Genomic DNA, 19,346 nt, shown 5'->3' with positions numbered 1-19,346 from the left:
TTCCACTAGTTAACTAGTGGAATGGTGTGCAGCCGTCGTCCCGCTGTCAAGGCCCGGCTTGACGGCGGACCTCGGGAGTGGGCAGGATTCAACTAGTTCACTAGTGAAATGGCGGCCAGCGTGGTCGAGTACCTCATCGACCGGCACAGCGGACTCTCCCCGTACCTGCAGATCGTGGAGCAGACCAAGCGCGCCCTGCGGCTGGGCGTACTGCGGCCCGGCGACCAACTGCCCACCGCACGCGAGGTGGTGGAAGCCACCGCGATCAACCCGAACACCGTGCTGAAGGCCTACCGCGAGCTGGAGCGGGAGGGGCTGGTCGACAGCCGCCGGGGCGTCGGCACCTTCGTCCGGCGTTCGCTCGCCAAGCCGGGGACGATCGCGGACTCCGCGCTGCACACCGAGCTCGCCGCCTGGGTCCGCCGGGCCCGCGCAGCGGGCCTGGACCGCGAGGACGCCGCCGCCCTGATCACCACCGCGTTGGACAGCGTCTTCAGCGAGCCCGCAACCGGCGCGAGCGGTCCGGACGTCGACCACGACGACACCACAAGCACCACCAGTACCACCAGTACCACCAGCACGGCCGGCACGGCCGACGAGGAGCCCGGGTGAGCCACCAGATACCTGTACCGGCGGACGACGCCCCGGCCCTGGAGGCGACCGGCCTCGGCCTGAAGTACCGCAGAGGCTGGGCCCTGCGCGACTGCGACTTCCGGCTGCCCGCCGGGCGGATCTGCGGGCTGGTCGGCCCGAACGGCGCGGGCAAGAGCACCCTGATGGCACTCGCCGCCGGTCTGCTGCCTCCCGGCGCCGGGTCGGTCAGGGTGTTCGGCGGCGCCCCCGGCAGTCCGCAGACGCGCGGCCGGGTCGCCTTCCTGGGGCAGGACAAGCCGCTCTACCCCCGGCTGACCGTCGCCGAGACGCTGCGCGCGGGCCGCGAGCTCAACCCGGGCTGGGACCAGGAGGCCGCCGAGCGGATCGTCCGGCAGGGCGACCTGCCGATGTCCGCCCGGGTCGCCGGGCTGACGGGCGGCCAGCGCACCCGGGTCGCACTCGCCCTGGCGCTCGGCAAGCGGCCCGACCTGCTGATGCTCGACGAACCGCTCTCGGACGTCGACCCGGTCTCCCGCCAGGAGCTGACCGGCGCCCTGCTGGGCGAGGCCGTCGAGAACGGCACCACCGTCCTGATCTCCTCCCACGTGCTCGCCGAACTCGACGGCGTCTGCGACTACGTCCTGGTGCTGGGCGGCGGCCGGGTCCGGCTCGCCGGTGACGTGGACGAACTCCTCGCCTCGCACCGGCTGGTCGTCGGCGCCCACGAGGGCGACGGCCCGGTACCCGCGCTCGCCGGCCACCAGGTGGTCGAGCTCCGGCGCACCAGCCGCCAGGCGACCGCCCTGATCCGCCCGGCCGAGGGCGACGGCATCCCCCCGGGCGAGGACGGCTGGGGCATCGGCGACGGCTGGGACGTACTGCGGCCGACCCTGGAAGAACTCCTGCTCTGCTACCTGCGCTCACCGCAGGCTCCGGCCCTGCTGACGCCCTGCGCCCGGCCCACCCCTGAGGCGGCACTGCGATGACCACCATGACGACCTCCACCGACCCGACCTCCGCCGACCCGGCCGCCACCGGCTCCGGCCACCCGCCGGCCCGCACCCGCCGGTGGCTGCGCGGCGCCGTGTGGCTCAGCGGCCGCCAGGAGCGCACGGCCCTCCTGGTCGCGGGCGGTGTGCTGTCCGCCGTCTGCGCCTGGATGCTGTTCCTGGGCCTGCAGATCAGCTCCTTCGTCGAGGCGCACCACCTCCAGCACTGCAACATCGTCTACTTCCCACCCGAGTGCAACGCGACGAGCGTGAGCACCGTGGTGCAGCGGCTCGACCAGAGCTGGCAGCAGTCGGTGCAGACCACCGGCTGGATCCTGCTCGCGCTGCCGCCGGCCCTCGGGCTGTTCCTCGGCGCACCGCTGCTGGCAAGGGAGTTGGAGACCGGCACCCACCGGCTCGCCTGGACCCAGTCGATCTCGCGGCGCCGCTGGCTGGCCGCCCGGCTCGGTGTGCCGCTGGCCGTGACGCTGGCCGGTTCCACGGTGCTCGCCGTGGTCTCGACCTGGTGGGTGCACGTCGTCGAGGGCCGGTTCGCGGTGCCCGGCTACTACCACTGGTTCACCTGGCTGACCCGGACGACCACCGGCCCGGCCGCGGTCGGGTTCTGCCTGCTCGGGGTCGCGCTCGGCGCGGCCGTCGGCCTGCTGGTCCGCCGGGTGGTCGCGTCGATGGCGGTGACCGCCGCGCTGACGCTCGTCCTGCGCCTGCTGGTGGACAACCTGCGGTTCGTCCTGCTGCCCGCGAAGCGCGCGGCGGTCGGCATCCACGTGGCGGCGGCGCCCACGGACCCGCACGTGGTGCTGTTCGGCGGGCAGATCAACACCGGTGTGCCGCTGGAGTCGTACAACCTCGGGAACGGCTTCCTCACCGGTAGCGGCCTGCGGATCCCGCTGTCGAGCGACTCGATCGACACGCTGCGCGACGGCACCACGGTCTGCTCGGACAACCCGTGCCTCGCCCACCACGGCGAGATCGTCCAGGCGTACAGCGACTACCAGCCGCCGGGCGCCGAGTGGCCGATGCTGTGGACCGAGACCGGGCTCTGCCTGGCGCTCGCCGCCGCGCTGGTCGCCTTCTGCTTCCTCTGGATCCGCCGGGTGCGCTGACCGCCCCCGACCCACCCGAACCCCGTCCACGCGACACGGGCACACCCGGCACGGATGTGCTCCACGCCACAGCACGACCGCGAAATACCTGACTGCTCAGTTACTGTTGTGTCAGGTGAACGACGTCCGCTACCGCGATGGAGACTCCGATGAGCCCGCTCGACTTCCAGATCCTCGACCTCGACTTCCCCGTCGGCAGCAGGAACAAGACCGCGACCCTGATCACCGGCGAACGGGAGGCCATGCTGGTCGACGCCGGTTTCACCCGGGCCGACGGCCACCGGCTGGTCGCCGCGATCCTGGACTCCGGCAAGGAGCTGACCAAGATCGTCATCAGCCACGCCGACCCGGACTTCTACTGGGGCGCCGAGGTGGTCGCGGACGCCTTCCCGGACGCCGAGCTGCTCGCCACCCCGCTGGTGATCGAGCACATCCGGGAGTCGTTCGAGGGCAAGCTGGCGGCCTGGGCCCCGGTCGGCGTCAACCGCCCGACCCGGCTGGTCGAGCTGCGGCCGCTGACCGGTGACCTCCTCTTCGAGGGCCGCCTCTTCGAGCTCAAGGGCGGCCACCCGACCCTGCCCGACCGGCACTTCCTCTGGCAGGCCGAGCAGCGCACGATCGTCGGCGGCGTCCTGCTCTTCCAGCAGGAGCACGTCTGGACGGCCGACACCGCGAAGGCCGAGCAGCGCGCCGCGTGGATCGAGGTGCTGAACGAGATGGAGTTCCTCGACCCGGCCCTGGTCGTCCCCGGCCACCGGCTGCCCGGGACGGCCGCCGATGTGAGCGCGATCCGCTACACCCGGGACTACCTGCTCGCCTTCGAGACCATCGTCCCGGCCGCCGCCGACGGCGCGGAGGCCACCGCGGAGCTGGTCGCGCAGTACCCGGGGTCGGGCATGCTGATCGCGGCCCAGATCGGTCCGAAGGTCGCCAAGGGCGAAATGGCCTGGGGCTGACCACCATGACCGACTTCCTGAACGACGACTCCCCCGCCGCCGTCGTCCGCCGCCAGTACCTGGCCTCGGCCGCCGGCGACCTGGCCGCGCTGCGCGCGACCCTCGCCGACGACGTCGAGTGGACGGAGATGGCCGGCTTCCCGCTCGCCGGCACCTACCGCACCCCGACCGGTGTCACCTCGCACGTGATGGAGGTGCTCGGCCGGGACTGGGACGACTGGACGGCCCACGACGACAGCTACGTGGTGGACGGCGAGAACGTCGTCGTGCTCGCCCGCTACACCGCCGTCAACAAGGCCACCGGCAAGCCGGTCGACGTCCGGGTGGCGCACCACTTCGTGGTGCGCGGCGGCCGGATCGTCCGGTTCGAGCAGTTCGTCGACACCGCGCTGGTCCGTGCGGCCATGACGCCCTGACCCGTCCCGGTTGGACGCCCGGTGCGGTCAGCCGGGACGATAGGCGCTCACAGCGACTATTCGAAAGGACGTCCGAGCGGTGGCGGAGAAGGAGATCACCAGCGGTGCGGAGGCCGCCGCCGACGCCCGGATCCGGGCGGTCGGGGTGCTGCTGGACACCTCCGCACTGCTGGAGCGCCTGCTGGCCGGCACGATCCAGCGGGCGGCGGGCATCAGCCACTCGATGTTCGAGGTCCTCCTGCTGCTGGCCGAACGGCCGGACGGCGCGCCGATCCGCGAACTCTGCGACCGGGTGATCCTCACCAGCGGCGGCGCGACGCGCCTGATCGACCGGATGGTCACCGCCGGGCTGGCCGAACGCCACCCGTCCCCGGCCGACCGCCGCGTCCAGCTGGTCACCATGACGGCGGAGGGCGAGCGCGCCCTCGTCACGGCCGCCCGGGCCCACGCCGCCGAGACCGACCGGGTCCTCTCCCCCGCCCTCCCCCCGGACGACCTCGCCGCCCTCCTCGCCGCCCTCGACCGCCTGGGCCGCCAGGCGCGCGCCCAGCTCCCCCCGCTGGGCTGACCTTCCCCCTACCCGAGCGCTCCGGCGTTCGCCGGGTCGGTCAGCCCCGCCATCGGGTCGGCTCCGGGGCGGGCGGCCCGTTCCGGTGTGAAGGCCAGGTCGTCCGGCCGGCGGCAGGCCGCGACCTCCGTCCAGGTGAGCGGTGCGGAGACCCCGGGCCGGCGGCCGGCCCGGAGGGAGTAGGGCGCCGCCGTGGTCTTGGCGCTGCTGTTCTGGGACCAGTCGACGAAGACCCGCCCGGCCCGCAGGGCCTTGTCCATCCGGTCCACGACCAGCTCGGGGTGGGCGGCCCGGAGCCGGGCGGCCAGCCCCCGCGCGTAGTCGGCGGCCGCCCGTTCGGGCGCCGGGCGCAGCGGCACCAGCAGGTGCAGCCCCTTCGCGCCGGAGGTCTTGGGCCAGGCCGTCAGCCCGTCGGCCGCCAGTTCGCGGCGGGCCAGCAGGGCGACGGCGCAGCAGTCCACCAGGGTGGCGCCGGGCCCCGGGTCGAGGTCGATGACCAGCCGGTCGTGCTCGGCGGGGGTGTGCCGCCACTGCGGGACGTGCAGTTCGAGGGCGCCGAGGTTGGCGGCCCAGAGCAGGGTCGGCAGGTCGGCGACCACCACCTGCCGCATCTCGCCCTCCCGGTGGGTGACGTCCAGCGTGGTCAGCCAGTCCGGCGCGCCGCCCGGGACGTTCTTCGCCCAGAACCGCGGCCCGTCCACCCCGGCGGGGAACCGCAGGAAGGAGGCCGGACGCCCGGCCAGGTGCGGCAGCAGCCGGGGCGCGACCAGCGCGTAGTACCGGAGTGCGGCGGCCTTCGTCCAGCCGGTCTCCGGGTAGAGGACCCGGTCGAGGTGGGTGAGCCGCAGCCGCCGCCCCTCGATCTCGGTGACGGTGGCGGTGGGGTCGGACACGGCGGGCATCGCGTCACCGGGGGGTGCGCCGGGTGGTGGTCCAGGTGTGCAGCTGACGGGCCGTGAAGGTGTTGACGATCCGTTCGGGCCCGAGTCCCGCCTCGGCCGCCCGGGCGCAGCCGTACGGTTGCCAGCCGAGCTGGCCGGGTGCGTGGCCGTCGGTGTCGACGGCGAACAGGCAGCCTGCGGCGGCGGCTTCCTTGAGGAGCCGGGTGGGCGGATCGCGGCGCTCGGGGCGGCAGTTGATCTCGACGGCGGTGCCGGCTCCGGCGCAGGCGGCAAAGACCTCCGCCGCGTCGAAGCGGGACTCCGGGCGCGGCCTGTCGCCGATCAGCCGTCCGGTGCAGTGGCCGAGCACGTCGGTGTGCGGGTTGCGGACGGCGGCGAGCAGCCGACGGGTCATCAGCATCGGTTCCGTCCGGAGCTTGGAGTGGACGGAGGCGACCACGAGATCGAGCTGTCCGAGCAGCTCGTCCTCCTGGTCGAGGCTCCCGTCGTCCAGGATGTCGCACTCGATGCCGGTGAGCAGGCGGAAGGGCGCGAGCCGGGTGTTCAGCTCGGCGACCACGGCCAGCTGCCGGCGCAGCCGCTCGGCGGTCAGGCCCCGGGCGACGGTCAGCCGGGGCGAGTGGTCGGTGAGCACCGCCCACTCGTGGCCGAGCGCCTGCGCGGTGCGGGCCATGGTCTCGATCGGGCTGCCGCCGTCGGACCAGTCGGAGTGCAGGTGGCAGTCGCCGCGCAGCGCCGCGTACAGCTCCTCGCCGCCGCTGGCGAGCGGCTCGCGGGCCCGCTCCTCCAGGTCGGCGAGGTAGGCCGGGGTCCGGCCGGCCACGGCGTCGGCGATGACCCGCGCGGTGGTCGGGCCGACTCCCGGCAGGGCGGTGGCGTGTGCGGCCAGGGTCTGCCGGTCGGGGTCGTCGGCGAGCCGGACGCGCACGGCGTCGACGGCGTGGCGGAAGGCCTGCACCCGATAGGTGGAGGCCTGCTCGCGCTCCAGCAGGAACGCGATCCGTTCGAGCGCCTGAACGGGGTCCATGTGGCCCACGTGCCCGGTGTGACGGATGGGGAAACGCGATTACGGCGGCCGCTACCTGGGCAATCGGTACAGAGGGGGCAGATTCCGGAGGAGTACGCCCATGCCGCACCCCGACATCTCGGAGATCTCGGCCGACCCGACCGAGCGGACGGAGGGCGTCCCGCCCGACGCGCTGCGGGGCGACGTGCTGCTGCGCGAGCTCGCGCAGCTGCACCGCACCCGGCACGAGACCTTCCTGTACGGCTCCGAGGACGCGCTGCGCCGCCACACCCTGCGCACCGGGCAGCTGGAGGCCGAGTTCGTCCGGCGCTTCCCGCTGCGGCAGGTGTCGGCCGGGCGGACGAGGTCGGGCTCCCGCTCCCGGGAGCACGCCGCCCGGGCCGAGGCCGCACCGGAGTAGAGCCCCCGCCCGCGCAGGTCCCTCTGGGAGTCACCGATGCCCATCGCAACCGTCAACCCCGCCACCGGCGAAACCCTGGAGACCTTCGAGCCGCTCGGGCACGGCGGCCTCGAACTGCGGCTGGCCCGCGCCGAGGCCGCCTACCGCGAGTACCGGACCGTCGGCTTCGAGTTCCGCTCGGAGCTGCTCAGACGCGCCGCCGGAGTGTTCGAGACCGAACAGGAGCAGCTCGCCCGCACGGTGACCACCGAGATGGGCAAGCCGCTCGCGCAGGCCAGGGCCGAGGCCGCGAAGTGCGCGAAGGCCCTGCGCTGGTACGCCGACCACGGTGCCGCGCTGATCGCGGACGAGCTGCCGCGCGAGGAGGACGTCGCGGACGCCGGGGCGGCGGCGGCCCTGGTCCGGTACCGGCCGCTCGGCGCGGTGCTGGCGGTGATGCCGTGGAACTTCCCGCTCTGGCAGGTGATCCGGTTCGCCGCGCCGGCGCTGATGGCGGGCAACGTCTGTCTGCTCAAGCACGCGTCGAACGTGCCCCGGACGGCGCTCGCACTGGAGGAGCTGTTCTGGCGGGCCGGGGCCCCCGAGGGCTGTTTCCAGACCCTGCTGATCGAGTCGGCCGCCGTCGAGGGCGTACTGCGCGACCGCCGGGTGGCCGCCGTGACACTGACCGGCAGCGAGGGCGCGGGGCGGTCGGTCGCGGCGGTGGCCGGTGACGCGTTGAAGAAGAGCGTGCTGGAGCTGGGCGGCAGCGACCCGTTCGTCGTGATGCCGAGCGCCGACCTCCAGGCGGCGGTGCACACGGCGGTCCGGGCCCGGACCCAGAACAACGGCCAGTCCTGCATCGCGGCGAAGCGCTTCATCGTCCACGACGACGTCTACCCGTGGTTCGCCGCCGCCTTCGCCCAGGGGATGCGGTCCCTGCGGGTCGGCGACCCGTTCGACCCGGACACCGAGATCGGCCCGCTGGCGACCCGGCAGGGCCGGGACGACCTGGTGTCCCTGGTCACCGACGCGCTCGCGCACGGCGCCACCGCCGAGACCGCCGGCCTGCACGCCGACGGGTCCTCCGGCCAGTCGGCGGCCGGCTGGTACTACCCGCCGACGGTGCTCACCGGGATCACCCCCGAGATGCGGATCCACCACGAGGAGGCGTTCGGCCCGGTCGCCACGCTCTACCGGGTGAACAGCCTGGACGAGGCACTGGAGCTGGCCAACGACTCGCCGTTCGGCCTGAGTTCGAACGTCTGGACGAACGACACCGCCGAGCGGGACAGGTGCATCCGCGACCTGGAGGCGGGCGGGGTGTTCTTCAACGGGATGACCGCCTCGCACCCGGCCCTGCCGTTCGGCGGCGTGAAGCGCTCCGGCTACGGCCGGGAGCTGGCCGGGCACGGCATCCGCGAGTTCTGCAACGCGACCACCGTCTGGGTCGGGCAGCCCTAGAGCGTCGGGGCCGAGGGGCGGACGGGAGGGGCGGACGGGAGGCCGCTCAGGAGACCGCCCGCAGGCGCCGCCCGGGCCGGGCCGCGCTCTCCAGCGCGTGCAGCAGGGCGTCCCGGTTCATCGAGGACCGGCCGGGGATCTCCCGTTCGGTGGCCAGCCGGTACAGGTCCGCCTTGCTGAGCGCCGAGAGGTCCACCGCCGGCTCGTCCCTGGCCGACTTGCCGACCGGCTTCCCCGCGGCTCCCGGGCCTGCGCTCCCGTCGGCCGCCGCGAGGCTGCGCTGCAGGACGTCCATCAGGTCGACCACGTTGGTCGACTCGGGAGCGGGCGCCGCCGCGACCGTCTCCCTGCCGGTCAGCTTCGCCTCGGCCAGCTCGCGGATCTGGCGGCCGTAGGTGTCGTGGTACTCCTCCGGGTCCCAGTCGGTGCTGAGCGCCTCGATCAGCTGCCGGGCGGCGGCCAGCTCCCTCTCCCGCGGTTCGGCCGCCTCGGGGAGGTTGCCGACCTCGCGGTGCGGGTCACGGACCTCCTCCGCGTAGTGCATGGTCTGGAGCACCAGCAGGTCCTGCTCGGCCCGGACGGCCGCCAGGTACTGCTTGCCCCGCATCGAGAAGCTCGCCAGCCCGGCCCGCCCGGTGTCGGCGAGCGCCCGCAGCAGCAGCGCGTAGACGTGCGCGTACTCCTTGCCCTTGGGGCCCAGGTAGTAGGTCCTGTCGAAGAAGACCGGGTCGACCTGCTCCAGCTGGACGAAGCCGCTGATCTCGATCGTCCGGGAGCGGCCGGGCGAGAGCTCCTCCAGCTCGGACGGCTCGAACACCACGTACTCGCCCTCGGCGACCTCGTACCCCTTGACGATGTCCCCGTAGCCGACCTCCTTGCCGGTGCGCTCGTTCACCCGGAGGTTGCGCACCCGGTCGGAGGTGCCGCGCTCCAGCTGCCGGAAGTGCGGGGAGTGGTCCTCGGTCGCCGAGTACAGGCCCACCGGGACGGTGACCAGCCCGAAGCTCAGCGTTCCGGTCCAGATCGGTCTGGCCATCTCGGCCTCCTCGTGCGCGACCTCCGCAAGCCCCGTCCATGCTCCTCCCCCGCGCCGCGTCGGGCCACTCCCCCGGTTCGGAGGCACCCTGGTAGGGAGGACGGAGGCCCGTACGGTGACCACTCCGACGCAGCAGCACCCGTGGACGCTGAGCCCGATGCTGGCCACGCCCAGCACGCGGCGGGAGTTCGGGGCGGGCTGGGTGCTGGAGCGCAAATTCGACGGCATCCGGGCGCTCGCCCACCGCGACGGCGACCTCGTCCGGCTGGTCTCCCGGACCGGCAAGGACCTGTCCGCCGCCTACCCCGAACTGGTCGAGGCGCTGGCCGGGCAGCCGGTGCGCCGGTTCGTGCTGGACGGCGAGATCGTCGCGCTCGACCACGGCGCCACCAGCTTCGAGCGGCTCCAGCGCCGGATGCAGCTGCGCGACGCCGCCCGGGCCAGGGCCTCCGGGGTCGCGGTGGCCTACTACCTGTTCGACCTGCTGCACCTGGAGGGGTACGACACCACCGGCCTGCCGCTGCGCTTCCGCAAGCAGCTGCTGCGGCGCGCGGTCCGCTACGGCGGCCCGCTGCGCTTCACCGTCCACCGCAACGCCGACGGCACCGCTCCGCTGGCCGACGCCTGCGCCCGGGGCTGGGAGGGCCTGGTCGCCAAGCGGGCCGACGCGCCGTACGTGCAGCACCGCTCACCCGACTGGCTCAAGCTCAAGTGCTCGGCTGCTCAGGAGCTGGTGGTCGGCGGCTGGACGGACCCGGCGGGCAGCCGGATCGGCTTCGGCGCGCTGCTGCTGGGCCACTTCGAGGACGGCCGGCTGCGCTACGCGGGCAAGGTCGGCACCGGCTTCGACACCGCGACGCTGCGCGCGCTCGGCGCCGCACTGGAGCAACTGGCCCGGCCCACAGCGCCGTTCGCCGATCCGGTGGCGGAGCGCGGGGCGCACTGGGTCGAGCCCCGGCTGATCGCCCAGGTCGGTTTCAGCGGCTGGACCAGGGAGGGACGGCTGCGCCACCCGCGCTTCCTCGGGCTGCGGACGGACAAGGACCCGCAGGACGTCGTCCGGGAGCCGTGAAGGCCCGCCGAGCGATACTTGAGACATGAACGAGTCCCACGAGCCGGTGGACGGGGACGTCTTCACCCCGCCCGTGGTGGTGCGCCCGCCCACCCACGGTGCGCGGCCGTACCGCCGGGTCGAGATCTACGGCCGGACCGTCGGACGCGCCACCAGCGCCGCGGATGTCGCCGAGTTCGTGCGCCGCGCGGGTGTCGAGGACCCCGATCTGACCGATCCCGGTCTCATTGGCTGGGACGGCGGCGACGAAACGGTGTGGACCGCGCCGTAAACCGCTGTTTACTGCACCCACTGAACCATCGAGACAATCCTGTATAACTTCTCACCATCGCTTCGGGCACTTCGGGCAATCCGTCACATCCCTATGCGGGGGCGCGCGGAACAATCCCGTCCCTCATAAAGCTCAAAGAATGCTCAAATGACCTCTGACCTGCGCTTATGACTACCTGTGCGGCAATGGTGAATAAGGCGTAGTGAATATAACTATTCGGATTCGGTGGCTGTTGCGGAGCAAGATGCTCCGCCTAGCCTGGGGCAACTCTCAACCCCTGCCACCCCCGAGAGGTCATCTCCCCCATGGCATCTGTTGACCAACTCGCCCCCGCAGCCACCCCGCCGACCGGTACGCCCACCCGCAGCAACAAGCTGCGGCGCGAGGTTGGACTGATCGGGCTGCTCTGGGCATCCGTCGGCTCGATCATCGGCTCCGGCTGGCTCTTCGGCGCCAAGAACGCCGTGATCGTCGCCGGTCCGGCCGCCATCATCTCCTGGTGTATCGGCGCGGTGGCCATCGCGCTGCTGGCGTTCGTCCACGCCGAGCTCGGCGGCCTGTTCGCCGTGGCCGGCGGCACCGCCCGCTACCCGCACTACACCTTCGGCGGCCTGGCCGGCATGTCCTTCGGCTGGTTCTCCTGGCTTCAGGCGGCGACCGTGGCGCCGATCGAGGTCGAGGCCATGATCGGCTACGCCGGCCACTGGTCCTTCGCCAAGCACTTCCTCAACGCGAACGGCACCCTCACCGTCAGCGGCTTCGTCGTCGCGGTCGCGCTCATGGGCGTCTTCGTCGCGGTGAACTTCCTCGGCGTCCGCGTACTGGCCCGCACCAACAACGTGGCCACCTGGCTCAAGATCTTCGTCCCGCTGTTCACCATCTTCGTGCTGGCGATCAGCAACTTCCACCCCTCCAACTTCACCTCGCACGGCTTCGCGCCGTTCGGCGTGAAGGGCATCCTGGGCGCGATCAGCACCAGCGGCATCATCTTCGCCCTGCTCGGCTTCGAGCAGGCGATCCAGCTGTCCGGCGAGAGCAAGAACCCCAAGCGCGACATCCCCCGCGCGGTGCTCGGCTCCGTCACCATCGGCACCCTGATCTACACCCTGCTGCAGGTCGTCTTCATCGGCGCACTGCCCGTCGCCGCCTTCGCCGGCGGCTGGGACAAGCTGGACTTCCCCGGCATCAGCGGCCCGTTCGCCGGTCTCGCCACGGTCGTCGGGCTCGGCTGGCTCGCCATCGTGCTCTACTTCGACGCCATCGTCTCCCCCGGCGGCACCGGCCTGATCTACACCACCTCGACCTCGCGCATCTCGTACGGCCTCAGCAAGAACGGCTACGCACCGCAGGTCTTCGAGCGCACCGACAAGCGCGGCGTGCCGTGGTTCGGCCTGATCATGGCCTTCGCCACCGGCGTGATCTGCTTCCTGCCCTTCCCGAGCTGGCAGACCCTGGTCGGCTTCATCACCTCGGCGAGCGTCCTGATGTACGCCGGCGCCCCGCTCGCCTTCGGCGCGCTGCGCAACCGCCTGCCGGACCGCGAGCGCTCCTACCGGCTGCCGGCCGGCGGCATCGTCTCCCCGGTCTCCTTCGTGGTCGCCAGCCTGATCATCTACTGGTCCGGCTGGGAGACCCTCTCCAAGCTGGGCTACGCCATCATCCTGGGCTACGTGCTGCTCGGCGGCTACGCCGTGTACGCCATCAAGAAGGGCCTGCCCAACGCCCCCCGGCTGGACTTCAAGGCCGCGCAGTGGCTCCCGGTCTACCTGATCGGCATGGGCCTGATCTCCTGGCAGGGCGGCTTCGGCGGCGGCACCGGCGCGCTCCCGCTCTGGTGGGACATGGCGCTGATCGCCGTCTTCGCCCTCGGCATCTACTACTGGGCGATCAAGGTCGCGCTGCCCGCCGAGGAGATCGAGCGGAACGCGGAGGACATCGAGGTGGTCGACGCGGGCGGCCACTGACCCCCGCCCCACCCGCAGGAGCCCGTCCGGTCCCCACCGGCCGGGCTCCTGCCCTTGCGGCTCCCGCCGGTCCCGGCGCCTCCGGCCGGGGCTCCTGCGGCCGGGTTCCTGCGGTTGTGAGCCCCGCCGGACGGTGTTCCAGTGGAGACAGGCCGCAGCGCAGCAGCCGTCGGCCCCGCTGGTATGCCCGTACCGCGCAAGGAGGCCTTGCCGTCATGTCCGAACCCACCGTCCCGCACACCACCAACAACGCCGGTATCCCGGTCGAGAGCGACACGGACTCGCTGACCGCCGGACCGGTCGGCCCGATCCTGCTCCACGACCACTACCTGATCGAGAAGATGGCCCAGTTCAACCGCGAACGGGTCCCCGAGCGGGTGGTGCACGCCAAGGGCGCGGGCGCCTACGGGCACTTCCAAGTCACCGAGGACGTCAGCCGGTTCACCAAGGCCGACCTGTTCCAGCCGGGCAAGCGGACCGAGATGCTGGCCCGGTTCTCCACCGTCGCGGGCGAACAGGGCTCCCCCGACACCTGGCGGGACCCGCGCGGCTTCGCGCTCAAGTTCTACACCGAGCAGGGCAACTACGACCTGGTCGGCAACAACACCCCGGTCTTCTTCGTCCGGGACACCATCAAGTTCCAGGACTTCATCCGCTCGCAGAAGCGCCGCCCGGACAACGGGCTGCGCGACAACGACATGCAGTGGGACTTCTGGACCCTCTCCCCGGAGTCCGCCCACCAGGTCACCTGGCTGATGGGCGACCGGGGCATCCCGAAGACCTACCGCCACATGAACGGCTACGGCTCGCACACCTACAGCTGGGTCAACGCGGCCGGTGAGCGGTTCTGGGTCAAGTACCACTTCAAGACCGACCAGGGCATCGACTTCCTCACCCAGGCCGAGGCCGACCGGCTGGCCGGCGAGGACCCGGACTGCCACCGGCGCGACCTGTACGAGTCGATCGAGGGCGGCAATCCGCCGTCCTGGACGCTGTACGTCCAGATCATGCCCTTCGACGAGGCGTGGAACTACCGCTTCAACCCCTTCGACCTCACCAAGGTCTGGCCGCACGGCGACTACCCGCTGCACGAGGTCGGCCGGATGACCCTCGACCGGAACCCGGAGGACTTCTTCGTCCACATCGAGCAGGCCGCCTTCGAGCCCGCCAACCTGGTGCCCGGCATCGGCGTCTCCCCCGACAAGATGCTGCTCGGCCGGATCTTCTCCTACCCGGACACCCACCGGTACCGGATCGGCCCCAACTACGCCCAGCTGCCCCCGAACCGGCCGCACGTCCCGGTGCACTCGTACGCCAAGGACGGCCCGATGCGCTTCGACGCGGCCCGGACCGCCCGGCCGTACGCGCCGAACTCCTACGGCGGGCCGACCGCCCAGCCCGAGCTGTGGGGCGCACCGCTCGGCTGGGACGTCCAGGGCGCGATGATCCGCCAGACGCACCCGCTGCACGACGAGGACGACGACTGGGGGCAGGCGGGCACCATGGTCCGCCAGGTACTGGACGACGCCCAGCGGGACCGCCTGGTGTCGAACGTCAGCGGCCACCTGCTCGGCGGGGTCTCCGCACCCGTGCTGGAGCGGGCCCTGCAGTACTGGCGCAACATCGACAAGGACCTCGGCGACCGGATCGCCGCCAAGGTCAACGGAAACTGAGGCACCCGGCCGGCCAAAAAATAGGGGCGCGGGGAACTGCGCGAAACCGGAAGAGTACAGGCGGTTGCCTTCCGAGCTCGCGCAGTTCCCCGCGCCCCTTCTGTGCTGCCCGCTCCCGTCCCCGTTGACAGGACGGACGCCTCGCGGAGATGCTAAGCAAGCGCTTAGTCACCCACTCCGACCTCCCGAGGACGCCATGAGCGATGAGTACCCCGACGCCCCGCCCGGCCTCGACCTCACCAAGGTGCGCGCGCACCTGGACGCCGAGCTGCCGGGCACGGTCCGCGGGCCGCTGCGGGCCCGGCTGTTCGAGGGCGGCCGGTCGAACCTGACCTACCTGCTGGAGGACGGCCACAGCCGCTGGGTGCTCCGCCGCCCCCCGCTCGGACACGTCCTGGCCACCGCGCACGACATGGCGCGCGAACACCGGGTGCTGGCCGCCCTCCACCCCACCCGGGTGCCGGTGCCCGAGACGCTGCTGCTGGTCGAGGACCCGGCGGTGACCGGCGCTCCGTTCTACCTGATGGAGTACGTCGAGGGCACCCCGCACCGGGACGCCGCCGCGCTCGGCGCCCTCGGCGAACAGCGGGTGCACGCCCTCGGGCTGCACCTGACCGACACCCTGGTCGAGCTGCACGCCATCGACCCCGCAGCCGTCGGCCTCGCGGACTTCGGGCGGCCCGAAGGCTTCCTGGAGCGCCAGCTCCGCAGGTGGGGGCGGCAGTTGGACGCCTCGCGCAGCCGCGAGGTGGCCGGCATCGACGAGCTGCACCAGCAGCTGGCCGACACCCTGCCCGACTCCCCCGCGCCCACCCTCGTGCACGGCGACTACCGGCTCGACAACGTCCTGGTCGGCCCGGACGACCGGATCAAGGCCGTCCTGGACTGGGAGATGTCCACCCTCGGCGACCCGCTGACCGACCTCGGGCTGCTCGTGATGTACACCGAACTGGCCCGCCGGTACGACGGCATCCTGCCCGGCGCCGCCCTCGCTCCCGGCTTCCCCTCCACCGCCGAACTGGTCGCCCGCTACGCCGCCGGCTCCGGACGGGACGTCTCGGCACTCGGCTGGTACGTCGGCTTCGCCTCGTTCAAGCTCGCGGTGGTGCTGGAGGGCATCCACTACCGCTTCACCCAGGGCGGCACGGTGGGCGGCGGCTTCGACCGGGTCGGCGAACTCGTGCCGCTCTTCGTACAGTTCGGCCTCACCTCGATCAAGGAGCGGTGACCGTGGACTTCGCCTACGACGGACGGACCGAGGAGCTGCGCGAGCAGCTGCTGGCCTTCATGGACGAGTACGTGTACCCGGCCGAGCCGGTGCTCACCGCCCAACTCGCCGACCCCGGGCGCGAACCGTGGAGCATCCCGCCGGTCGTCGGGGAGCTTCAGGCCGCTGCTCGCGAGCGCGGGCTCTGGAACCTCTTCCTGCCGGGGGAGTCGGGCGCCGGGCTGACCAACCTCCAGTACGCGCCGCTGGCCGAGATCACCGGCCGGTCGATCCTGCTCGCGCCCGCCGCGCTCAACTGCGCCGCGCCGGACACCGGCAACATGGAGCTGCTGGCCCAGTTCGGCGACGAGGCCCAGCGCAAGCAGTGGCTGGAACCGCTGCTCGCCGGTGAGATCCGCTCGGCGTTCGCGATGACCGAGCCCGAGGTGGCCTCCTCCGACGCCACCAACATCACCACCCGGATCGAGCGTGACGGCGACGAGTACGTCGTCAACGGCCGCAAGTGGTACATCACCGGGGCGATGAACCCCGCCTGCCGGATCTTCATCGTGATGGGCAAGACCGACCCGACGGCCGCCACCCACCGGCAGCAGAGCATGATCCTGGTGCCCCGCGACACCCCGGGCGTCACGGTGAAGCGCGGGATGACGGTGTTCGGGTACGAGGACACCGACCACGGCGGCCACGCCGAGATCGTCTTCGAGGATGTCCGCGTCCCGGCCGCCAACCTGATCGGCGAGGAGGGCTCCGGCTTCGCCGTCGCGCAGGCCCGGCTCGGCCCCGGGCGGATCCACCACTGCATGCGCGCGATCGGAATGGCCGAGCGGGCCCTGGAGTTGATGTGCCGCCGGGTCACCGAGCGGGTCGCCTTCGGCAAGCCGCTGGCCGAGCAGGGCGTGGTGCAGGACTGGATCGCCGAGTCCCGGGTCCGGATCGAGCAGGCCCGGCTGCTGGTGCTCAAGACCGCCTGGCTGATGGACACCGTCGGCAACCGGGGGGCGCACACCGAGATCCAGGCCATCAAGATCGCCGTCCCGGCGGCGGTCGAGTGGATCCTCGACAAGGCCGTCCAGGCACACGGCGCGGCCGGCGTCAGCCAGGACACCCCGCTCGCCCACCTCTGGGCGGGCAACCGCACGCTGCGGCTGGCCGACGGCCCGGACGAGGTGCACAAGCGCTCGCTGGCCCGCCGCGAGCTGGGGCGCTACCAGGCGAAGACGCCGTCCCGGAAGGAAGGCTGAGATGGACGTCCTCGACCGGGTCCGCGCGCTGCTCGCCGAGCACGACCCCGCGACCACCGACCGTCTCGACTTCCTGCGCGCCCGCTTCGACGCGGGCCTGGCCTGGGTGCACTTCCCGGCCGGCCTCGGCGGGCTGGGCGCGCCGCGCGCCCAGCAGGCCCTGGTGGATGCCGAGTTGGCCGCCTCCGGAGCCCCCGACAACGACCCGCGCCGGATCGGCATCGGGCTCGGCATGGCCGCCCCGACCATCCTGCGCTACGGCACCGAGGAGCAGAAGTCCCGCTTCCTGCGCCCGCTCTGGACGGGCGAGGAGGTCTGGTGCCAGCTGTTCAGCGAGCCCGGCGCGGGCTCCGACCTGGCCGCGCTCGGCACGCGGGCAGTCCTTGAGGGCGACACCTGGACGGTGGACGGGCAGAAGGTCTGGACGTCCAGCGCGCACACCGCCCGCTGGGCCATCCTGATCGCCCGGACCGACCCGGACGTGCCCAAACACCGGGGCATCAGCTACTTCGTCTGCGACATGACCGACCCCGGGGTCGACGTCCGCCCGCTGCGGCAGATCACCGGCGAGGCCGAGTTCAACGAGGTCTTCCTGACCGGTGTCCGGATCCCCGACGCGCACCGGCTCGGCGCCGTCGGCGAAGGCTGGCAGGTCGCCCAGACCACCCTGAACAACGAGCGGGTGGCGATCGGCGGCCAGGCGATGCCGCGCGAGGGCGGCATGGTCGGCGTGGTCGCCGCCACCTGGCGGCAGCGGCCCGAGCTGCGCACCCACGAACTCCACCAGCGCCTGCTGAAGAGCTGGACGGACGCCGAGGTGGCCCGGCTCACCGGCGAGCGGCTGCGCCAGCAGCTCTCCCAGGGCCAGCCCGGCCCGGAGGGGGCGGCGATGAAGCTGGCGTTCGCCCGGCTCGCCCAGGAGTTGAGCGGTCTGGAGGTCGAACTGCTCGGCGAGGAGGGCCTGGCGTACGACGACTGGACGATGACCCGGCCGGAGCTGGTCGACTTCAACGGCCGCGAGGCCGGGTACCGCTACCTGCGCGCCAAGGGCAACTCGATCGAGGGCGGCACCTCGGAGATCCTGCGCAACATCATCGCCGAACGGGTGCTCGGCCTCCCGGCCGAACCCCGCACCGACAAGGACCTGCCCTGGAAGGAGGTCCCGCGATGAGCACCGCCGGGCCCGATCTGCTGTACTCCGAGATCGAAGAGGAACTCCGTTCCAGCGTCAGGGCGTTGCTGGCCGCCCACTGCCCGCCGGGCGCCGTCCTGGCCCGCTGCGAGAGCGCGGAGCCGTACGACCTCGCGCTCTGGCGCGCCCTCGCCGCCGACCTGGGCGCGGCCGGTCTCCAGGTGCCCGAGGAGTACGGCGGCGCCGGGGCCGGCCTGCGCGAGACGGCGGTGGTGCTGGAGGAGCTGGGCCGCAGCGCGGCACCGGTGCCGTTCCTCGGCAGCGCCGTACTGGCCACCACCGTGCTACTGGCTTGCGGCGCAGTGGAGTTGCTGCCGTCCGTGGCCGCCGGCACGACGACGGCGGCACTCGCGGTGCCGCTCTCCACCGCCCCCGGCGGCGCCTTCCCCGGCGGCGTCCGGGCCGCCGCCGACGGGACGCTGACCGGACGGGTCACCTCCGTGGCGGACGCCTCGGCGGCCGGTCTGCTGCTGGTCCCGGCGGTGGGCGCGGACGGGCCCGGGCTGTACGCCGTGGAGTCGACGGCCGCCCGGATCGTCCGGCGGACCTCGCTGGACCTGACCCGGCCGCTCTCCGACGTGACACTGGAGGCGGCCCCCGCACGGAGGCTGGCGGGCCCCGAGACCGCCCCCGCCGCGCTGGACCGGGCCCTGCTGACGGGGGCCGGACTGCTGGCCTCCGAGCAACTGGGCATCGCCGAGTGGTGCCTGGCCACGACCGTGGCGTACCTGAAGGAGCGGCGCCAGTTCGCCCGGCCGCTCGGCTCCTTCCAGGCCCTGAAGCACCGGCTCGCCGACCTCTGGCTGGACACGGTCGGCGCGCGGGCGGCCGCGCGTTACGCGGCGGACGCACTGGCGGGCGGGAGCCCGGACGCGGCGGTGGCCGTGGCGGTCGCGCAGGCGCACTGCGGGGCGCTGGCGGTGCGGGCGGCCGAGGAGTGCGTCCAGCTGCACGGCGGCATCGGGATGACCTGGGAGCACCCGGCCCACCTCTACCTCAAGCGCGCCAAGGCCGACCAGCTCGCCCTGGGCACCCCCGGCCGGCACCGCAACGCGCTGGCGGCCCTGGTCGGCCTGCCGGGCCCGGTGGAGTGAACGGCATACCTCGGGCGGCGGCGCCGGGGGCGAAGCCCGGCGGCGGGCGGGCCGACGGAACGCGCGGCGGAACGGACGCCTCGGCGCCGACCACGCGGTAGTCGCCCGGGACACGCCTGAGCGGCCGGCCGGCGGGTCACCCCGCCGGCCGGC

Annotated in this window: 19 protein-coding genes; 16 read left to right on the top strand and 3 right to left on the bottom strand. The window is 72.8% G+C overall.

The window, feature by feature from the left end:
• The first annotated feature begins 108 nt into the window (after nt 1-108).
• From ABD330_RS22675 to ABD330_RS22650, 6 genes are all read left to right on the top strand, one after another.
• Nucleotides 109-612, top strand: coding sequence for a GntR family transcriptional regulator (locus tag ABD330_RS22675; protein ID WP_344467781.1), 504 nt, complete (start codon nt 109-111; stop codon nt 610-612).
• Nucleotides 609-1,580, top strand: coding sequence for an ABC transporter ATP-binding protein (locus ABD330_RS22670; protein ID WP_344467780.1), 972 nt, complete (start codon nt 609-611; stop codon nt 1,578-1,580). The genes ABD330_RS22675 and ABD330_RS22670 overlap by 4 nt, the downstream gene beginning before the upstream one ends.
• Nucleotides 1,577-2,710: an ABC transporter permease subunit gene (locus tag ABD330_RS22665; protein ID WP_344467779.1), complete on the top strand. Its 1,134-nt coding sequence runs from the start codon at nt 1,577-1,579 to the stop codon at nt 2,708-2,710. The genes ABD330_RS22670 and ABD330_RS22665 overlap by 4 nt, the downstream gene beginning before the upstream one ends.
• A gap of 149 nt (nt 2,711-2,859) precedes the next feature.
• Nucleotides 2,860-3,666 carry an MBL fold metallo-hydrolase gene (locus ABD330_RS22660; protein ID WP_344467778.1) on the top strand — a complete coding sequence of 269 codons (807 nt, stop codon included), beginning with the start codon at nt 2,860-2,862 and terminating at the stop codon, nt 3,664-3,666.
• A gap of 5 nt (nt 3,667-3,671) precedes the next feature.
• Nucleotides 3,672-4,082 carry a nuclear transport factor 2 family protein gene (locus ABD330_RS22655; protein ID WP_344467777.1) on the top strand — a complete coding sequence of 137 codons (411 nt, stop codon included), beginning with the start codon at nt 3,672-3,674 and terminating at the stop codon, nt 4,080-4,082.
• A 79-nt stretch (nt 4,083-4,161) separates the two neighbouring features.
• Nucleotides 4,162-4,650 (top strand): MarR family winged helix-turn-helix transcriptional regulator, encoded by a 489-nt coding sequence (locus tag ABD330_RS22650; RefSeq protein ID WP_344467776.1) that lies wholly within the window; start codon nt 4,162-4,164, stop codon nt 4,648-4,650.
• Nucleotides 4,651-4,658: 8 nt separating this feature from the next.
• On the opposite strand, the gene ligD (ABD330_RS22645) is transcribed toward ABD330_RS22650, so the two are convergent.
• Nucleotides 4,659-5,552 (bottom strand): non-homologous end-joining DNA ligase, encoded by an 894-nt coding sequence (gene ligD, locus ABD330_RS22645; protein ID WP_425555611.1) that lies wholly within the window; start codon nt 5,550-5,552, stop codon nt 4,659-4,661.
• A gap of 4 nt (nt 5,553-5,556) precedes the next feature.
• The gene (locus tag ABD330_RS22640) at nt 5,557-6,579 is read right to left on the bottom strand and encodes a PHP domain-containing protein (protein WP_344467774.1); all 1,023 of its coding nucleotides are present in this window, start codon (nt 6,577-6,579) and stop codon (nt 5,557-5,559) included.
• A 100-nt stretch (nt 6,580-6,679) separates the two neighbouring features.
• Between ABD330_RS22640 and ABD330_RS22635 the strand changes: the two genes are divergently transcribed.
• Nucleotides 6,680-6,979, top strand: a complete 300-nt coding sequence (locus ABD330_RS22635) for a DUF6158 family protein (RefSeq protein WP_344467773.1) — start codon at nt 6,680-6,682, stop codon at nt 6,977-6,979.
• Between the two features lie 36 nt (nt 6,980-7,015).
• On the top strand, nt 7,016-8,422 hold the full coding sequence (locus tag ABD330_RS22630; protein ID WP_344467772.1) for an NADP-dependent succinic semialdehyde dehydrogenase: 1,407 nt from the start codon (nt 7,016-7,018) through the stop codon (nt 8,420-8,422).
• Nucleotides 8,423-8,468: 46 nt separating this feature from the next.
• On the opposite strand, the gene ku is transcribed toward ABD330_RS22630, so the two are convergent.
• Complete coding sequence (gene ku / locus ABD330_RS22625; RefSeq protein ID WP_344467771.1) at nt 8,469-9,458, bottom strand: non-homologous end joining protein Ku; 990 nt, start codon at nt 9,456-9,458, stop codon at nt 8,469-8,471.
• Between the two features lie 157 nt (nt 9,459-9,615).
• On the opposite strand from ku, the gene ligD (ABD330_RS22620) reads away from it, so the two are divergent.
• The 8 genes from ligD (ABD330_RS22620) to ABD330_RS22585 all read left to right on the top strand — a co-directional run bounded on the left by ligD (ABD330_RS22620) (nt 9,616) and on the right by ABD330_RS22585 (nt 19,193).
• Entirely contained in the window at nt 9,616-10,530 is a 915-nt protein-coding gene (ligD, locus tag ABD330_RS22620; RefSeq protein ID WP_344467829.1) for a non-homologous end-joining DNA ligase, read from the top strand.
• A 25-nt stretch (nt 10,531-10,555) separates the two neighbouring features.
• A complete protein-coding gene (locus ABD330_RS22615) occupies nt 10,556-10,801 on the top strand; it encodes a hypothetical protein (protein ID WP_344467769.1) in 246 nt (81 codons plus the stop codon).
• A 305-nt stretch (nt 10,802-11,106) separates the two neighbouring features.
• Complete coding sequence (locus ABD330_RS22610; RefSeq protein ID WP_344467767.1) at nt 11,107-12,765, top strand: APC family permease; 1,659 nt, start codon at nt 11,107-11,109, stop codon at nt 12,763-12,765.
• A gap of 215 nt (nt 12,766-12,980) precedes the next feature.
• Nucleotides 12,981-14,438 (top strand): catalase, encoded by a 1,458-nt coding sequence (locus tag ABD330_RS22605; RefSeq protein ID WP_344467765.1) that lies wholly within the window; start codon nt 12,981-12,983, stop codon nt 14,436-14,438.
• A 196-nt stretch (nt 14,439-14,634) separates the two neighbouring features.
• On the top strand, nt 14,635-15,666 hold the full coding sequence (locus tag ABD330_RS22600; protein WP_344467763.1) for a phosphotransferase family protein: 1,032 nt from the start codon (nt 14,635-14,637) through the stop codon (nt 15,664-15,666).
• Nucleotides 15,667-15,668: 2 nt separating this feature from the next.
• Nucleotides 15,669-16,907 carry an acyl-CoA dehydrogenase family protein gene (locus tag ABD330_RS22595; RefSeq protein ID WP_344467762.1) on the top strand — a complete coding sequence of 413 codons (1,239 nt, stop codon included), beginning with the start codon at nt 15,669-15,671 and terminating at the stop codon, nt 16,905-16,907.
• 1 nt (nt 16,908) lies between these two features.
• Nucleotides 16,909-18,078: an acyl-CoA dehydrogenase family protein gene (locus ABD330_RS22590; protein WP_344467761.1), complete on the top strand. Its 1,170-nt coding sequence runs from the start codon at nt 16,909-16,911 to the stop codon at nt 18,076-18,078.
• Nucleotides 18,075-19,193 (top strand): acyl-CoA dehydrogenase family protein, encoded by a 1,119-nt coding sequence (locus ABD330_RS22585; protein ID WP_344467760.1) that lies wholly within the window; start codon nt 18,075-18,077, stop codon nt 19,191-19,193. The genes ABD330_RS22590 and ABD330_RS22585 overlap by 4 nt, the downstream gene beginning before the upstream one ends.
• Nucleotides 19,194-19,346 lie beyond the last annotated feature (153 nt).

This window comes from Kitasatospora kazusensis (assembly GCF_039529945.1).
Classification (GTDB): Bacteria; Actinomycetota; Actinomycetes; order Streptomycetales; family Streptomycetaceae; genus Kitasatospora; species Kitasatospora kazusensis.
This window is presented reverse-complemented; position numbering and strand designations above follow the sequence as displayed.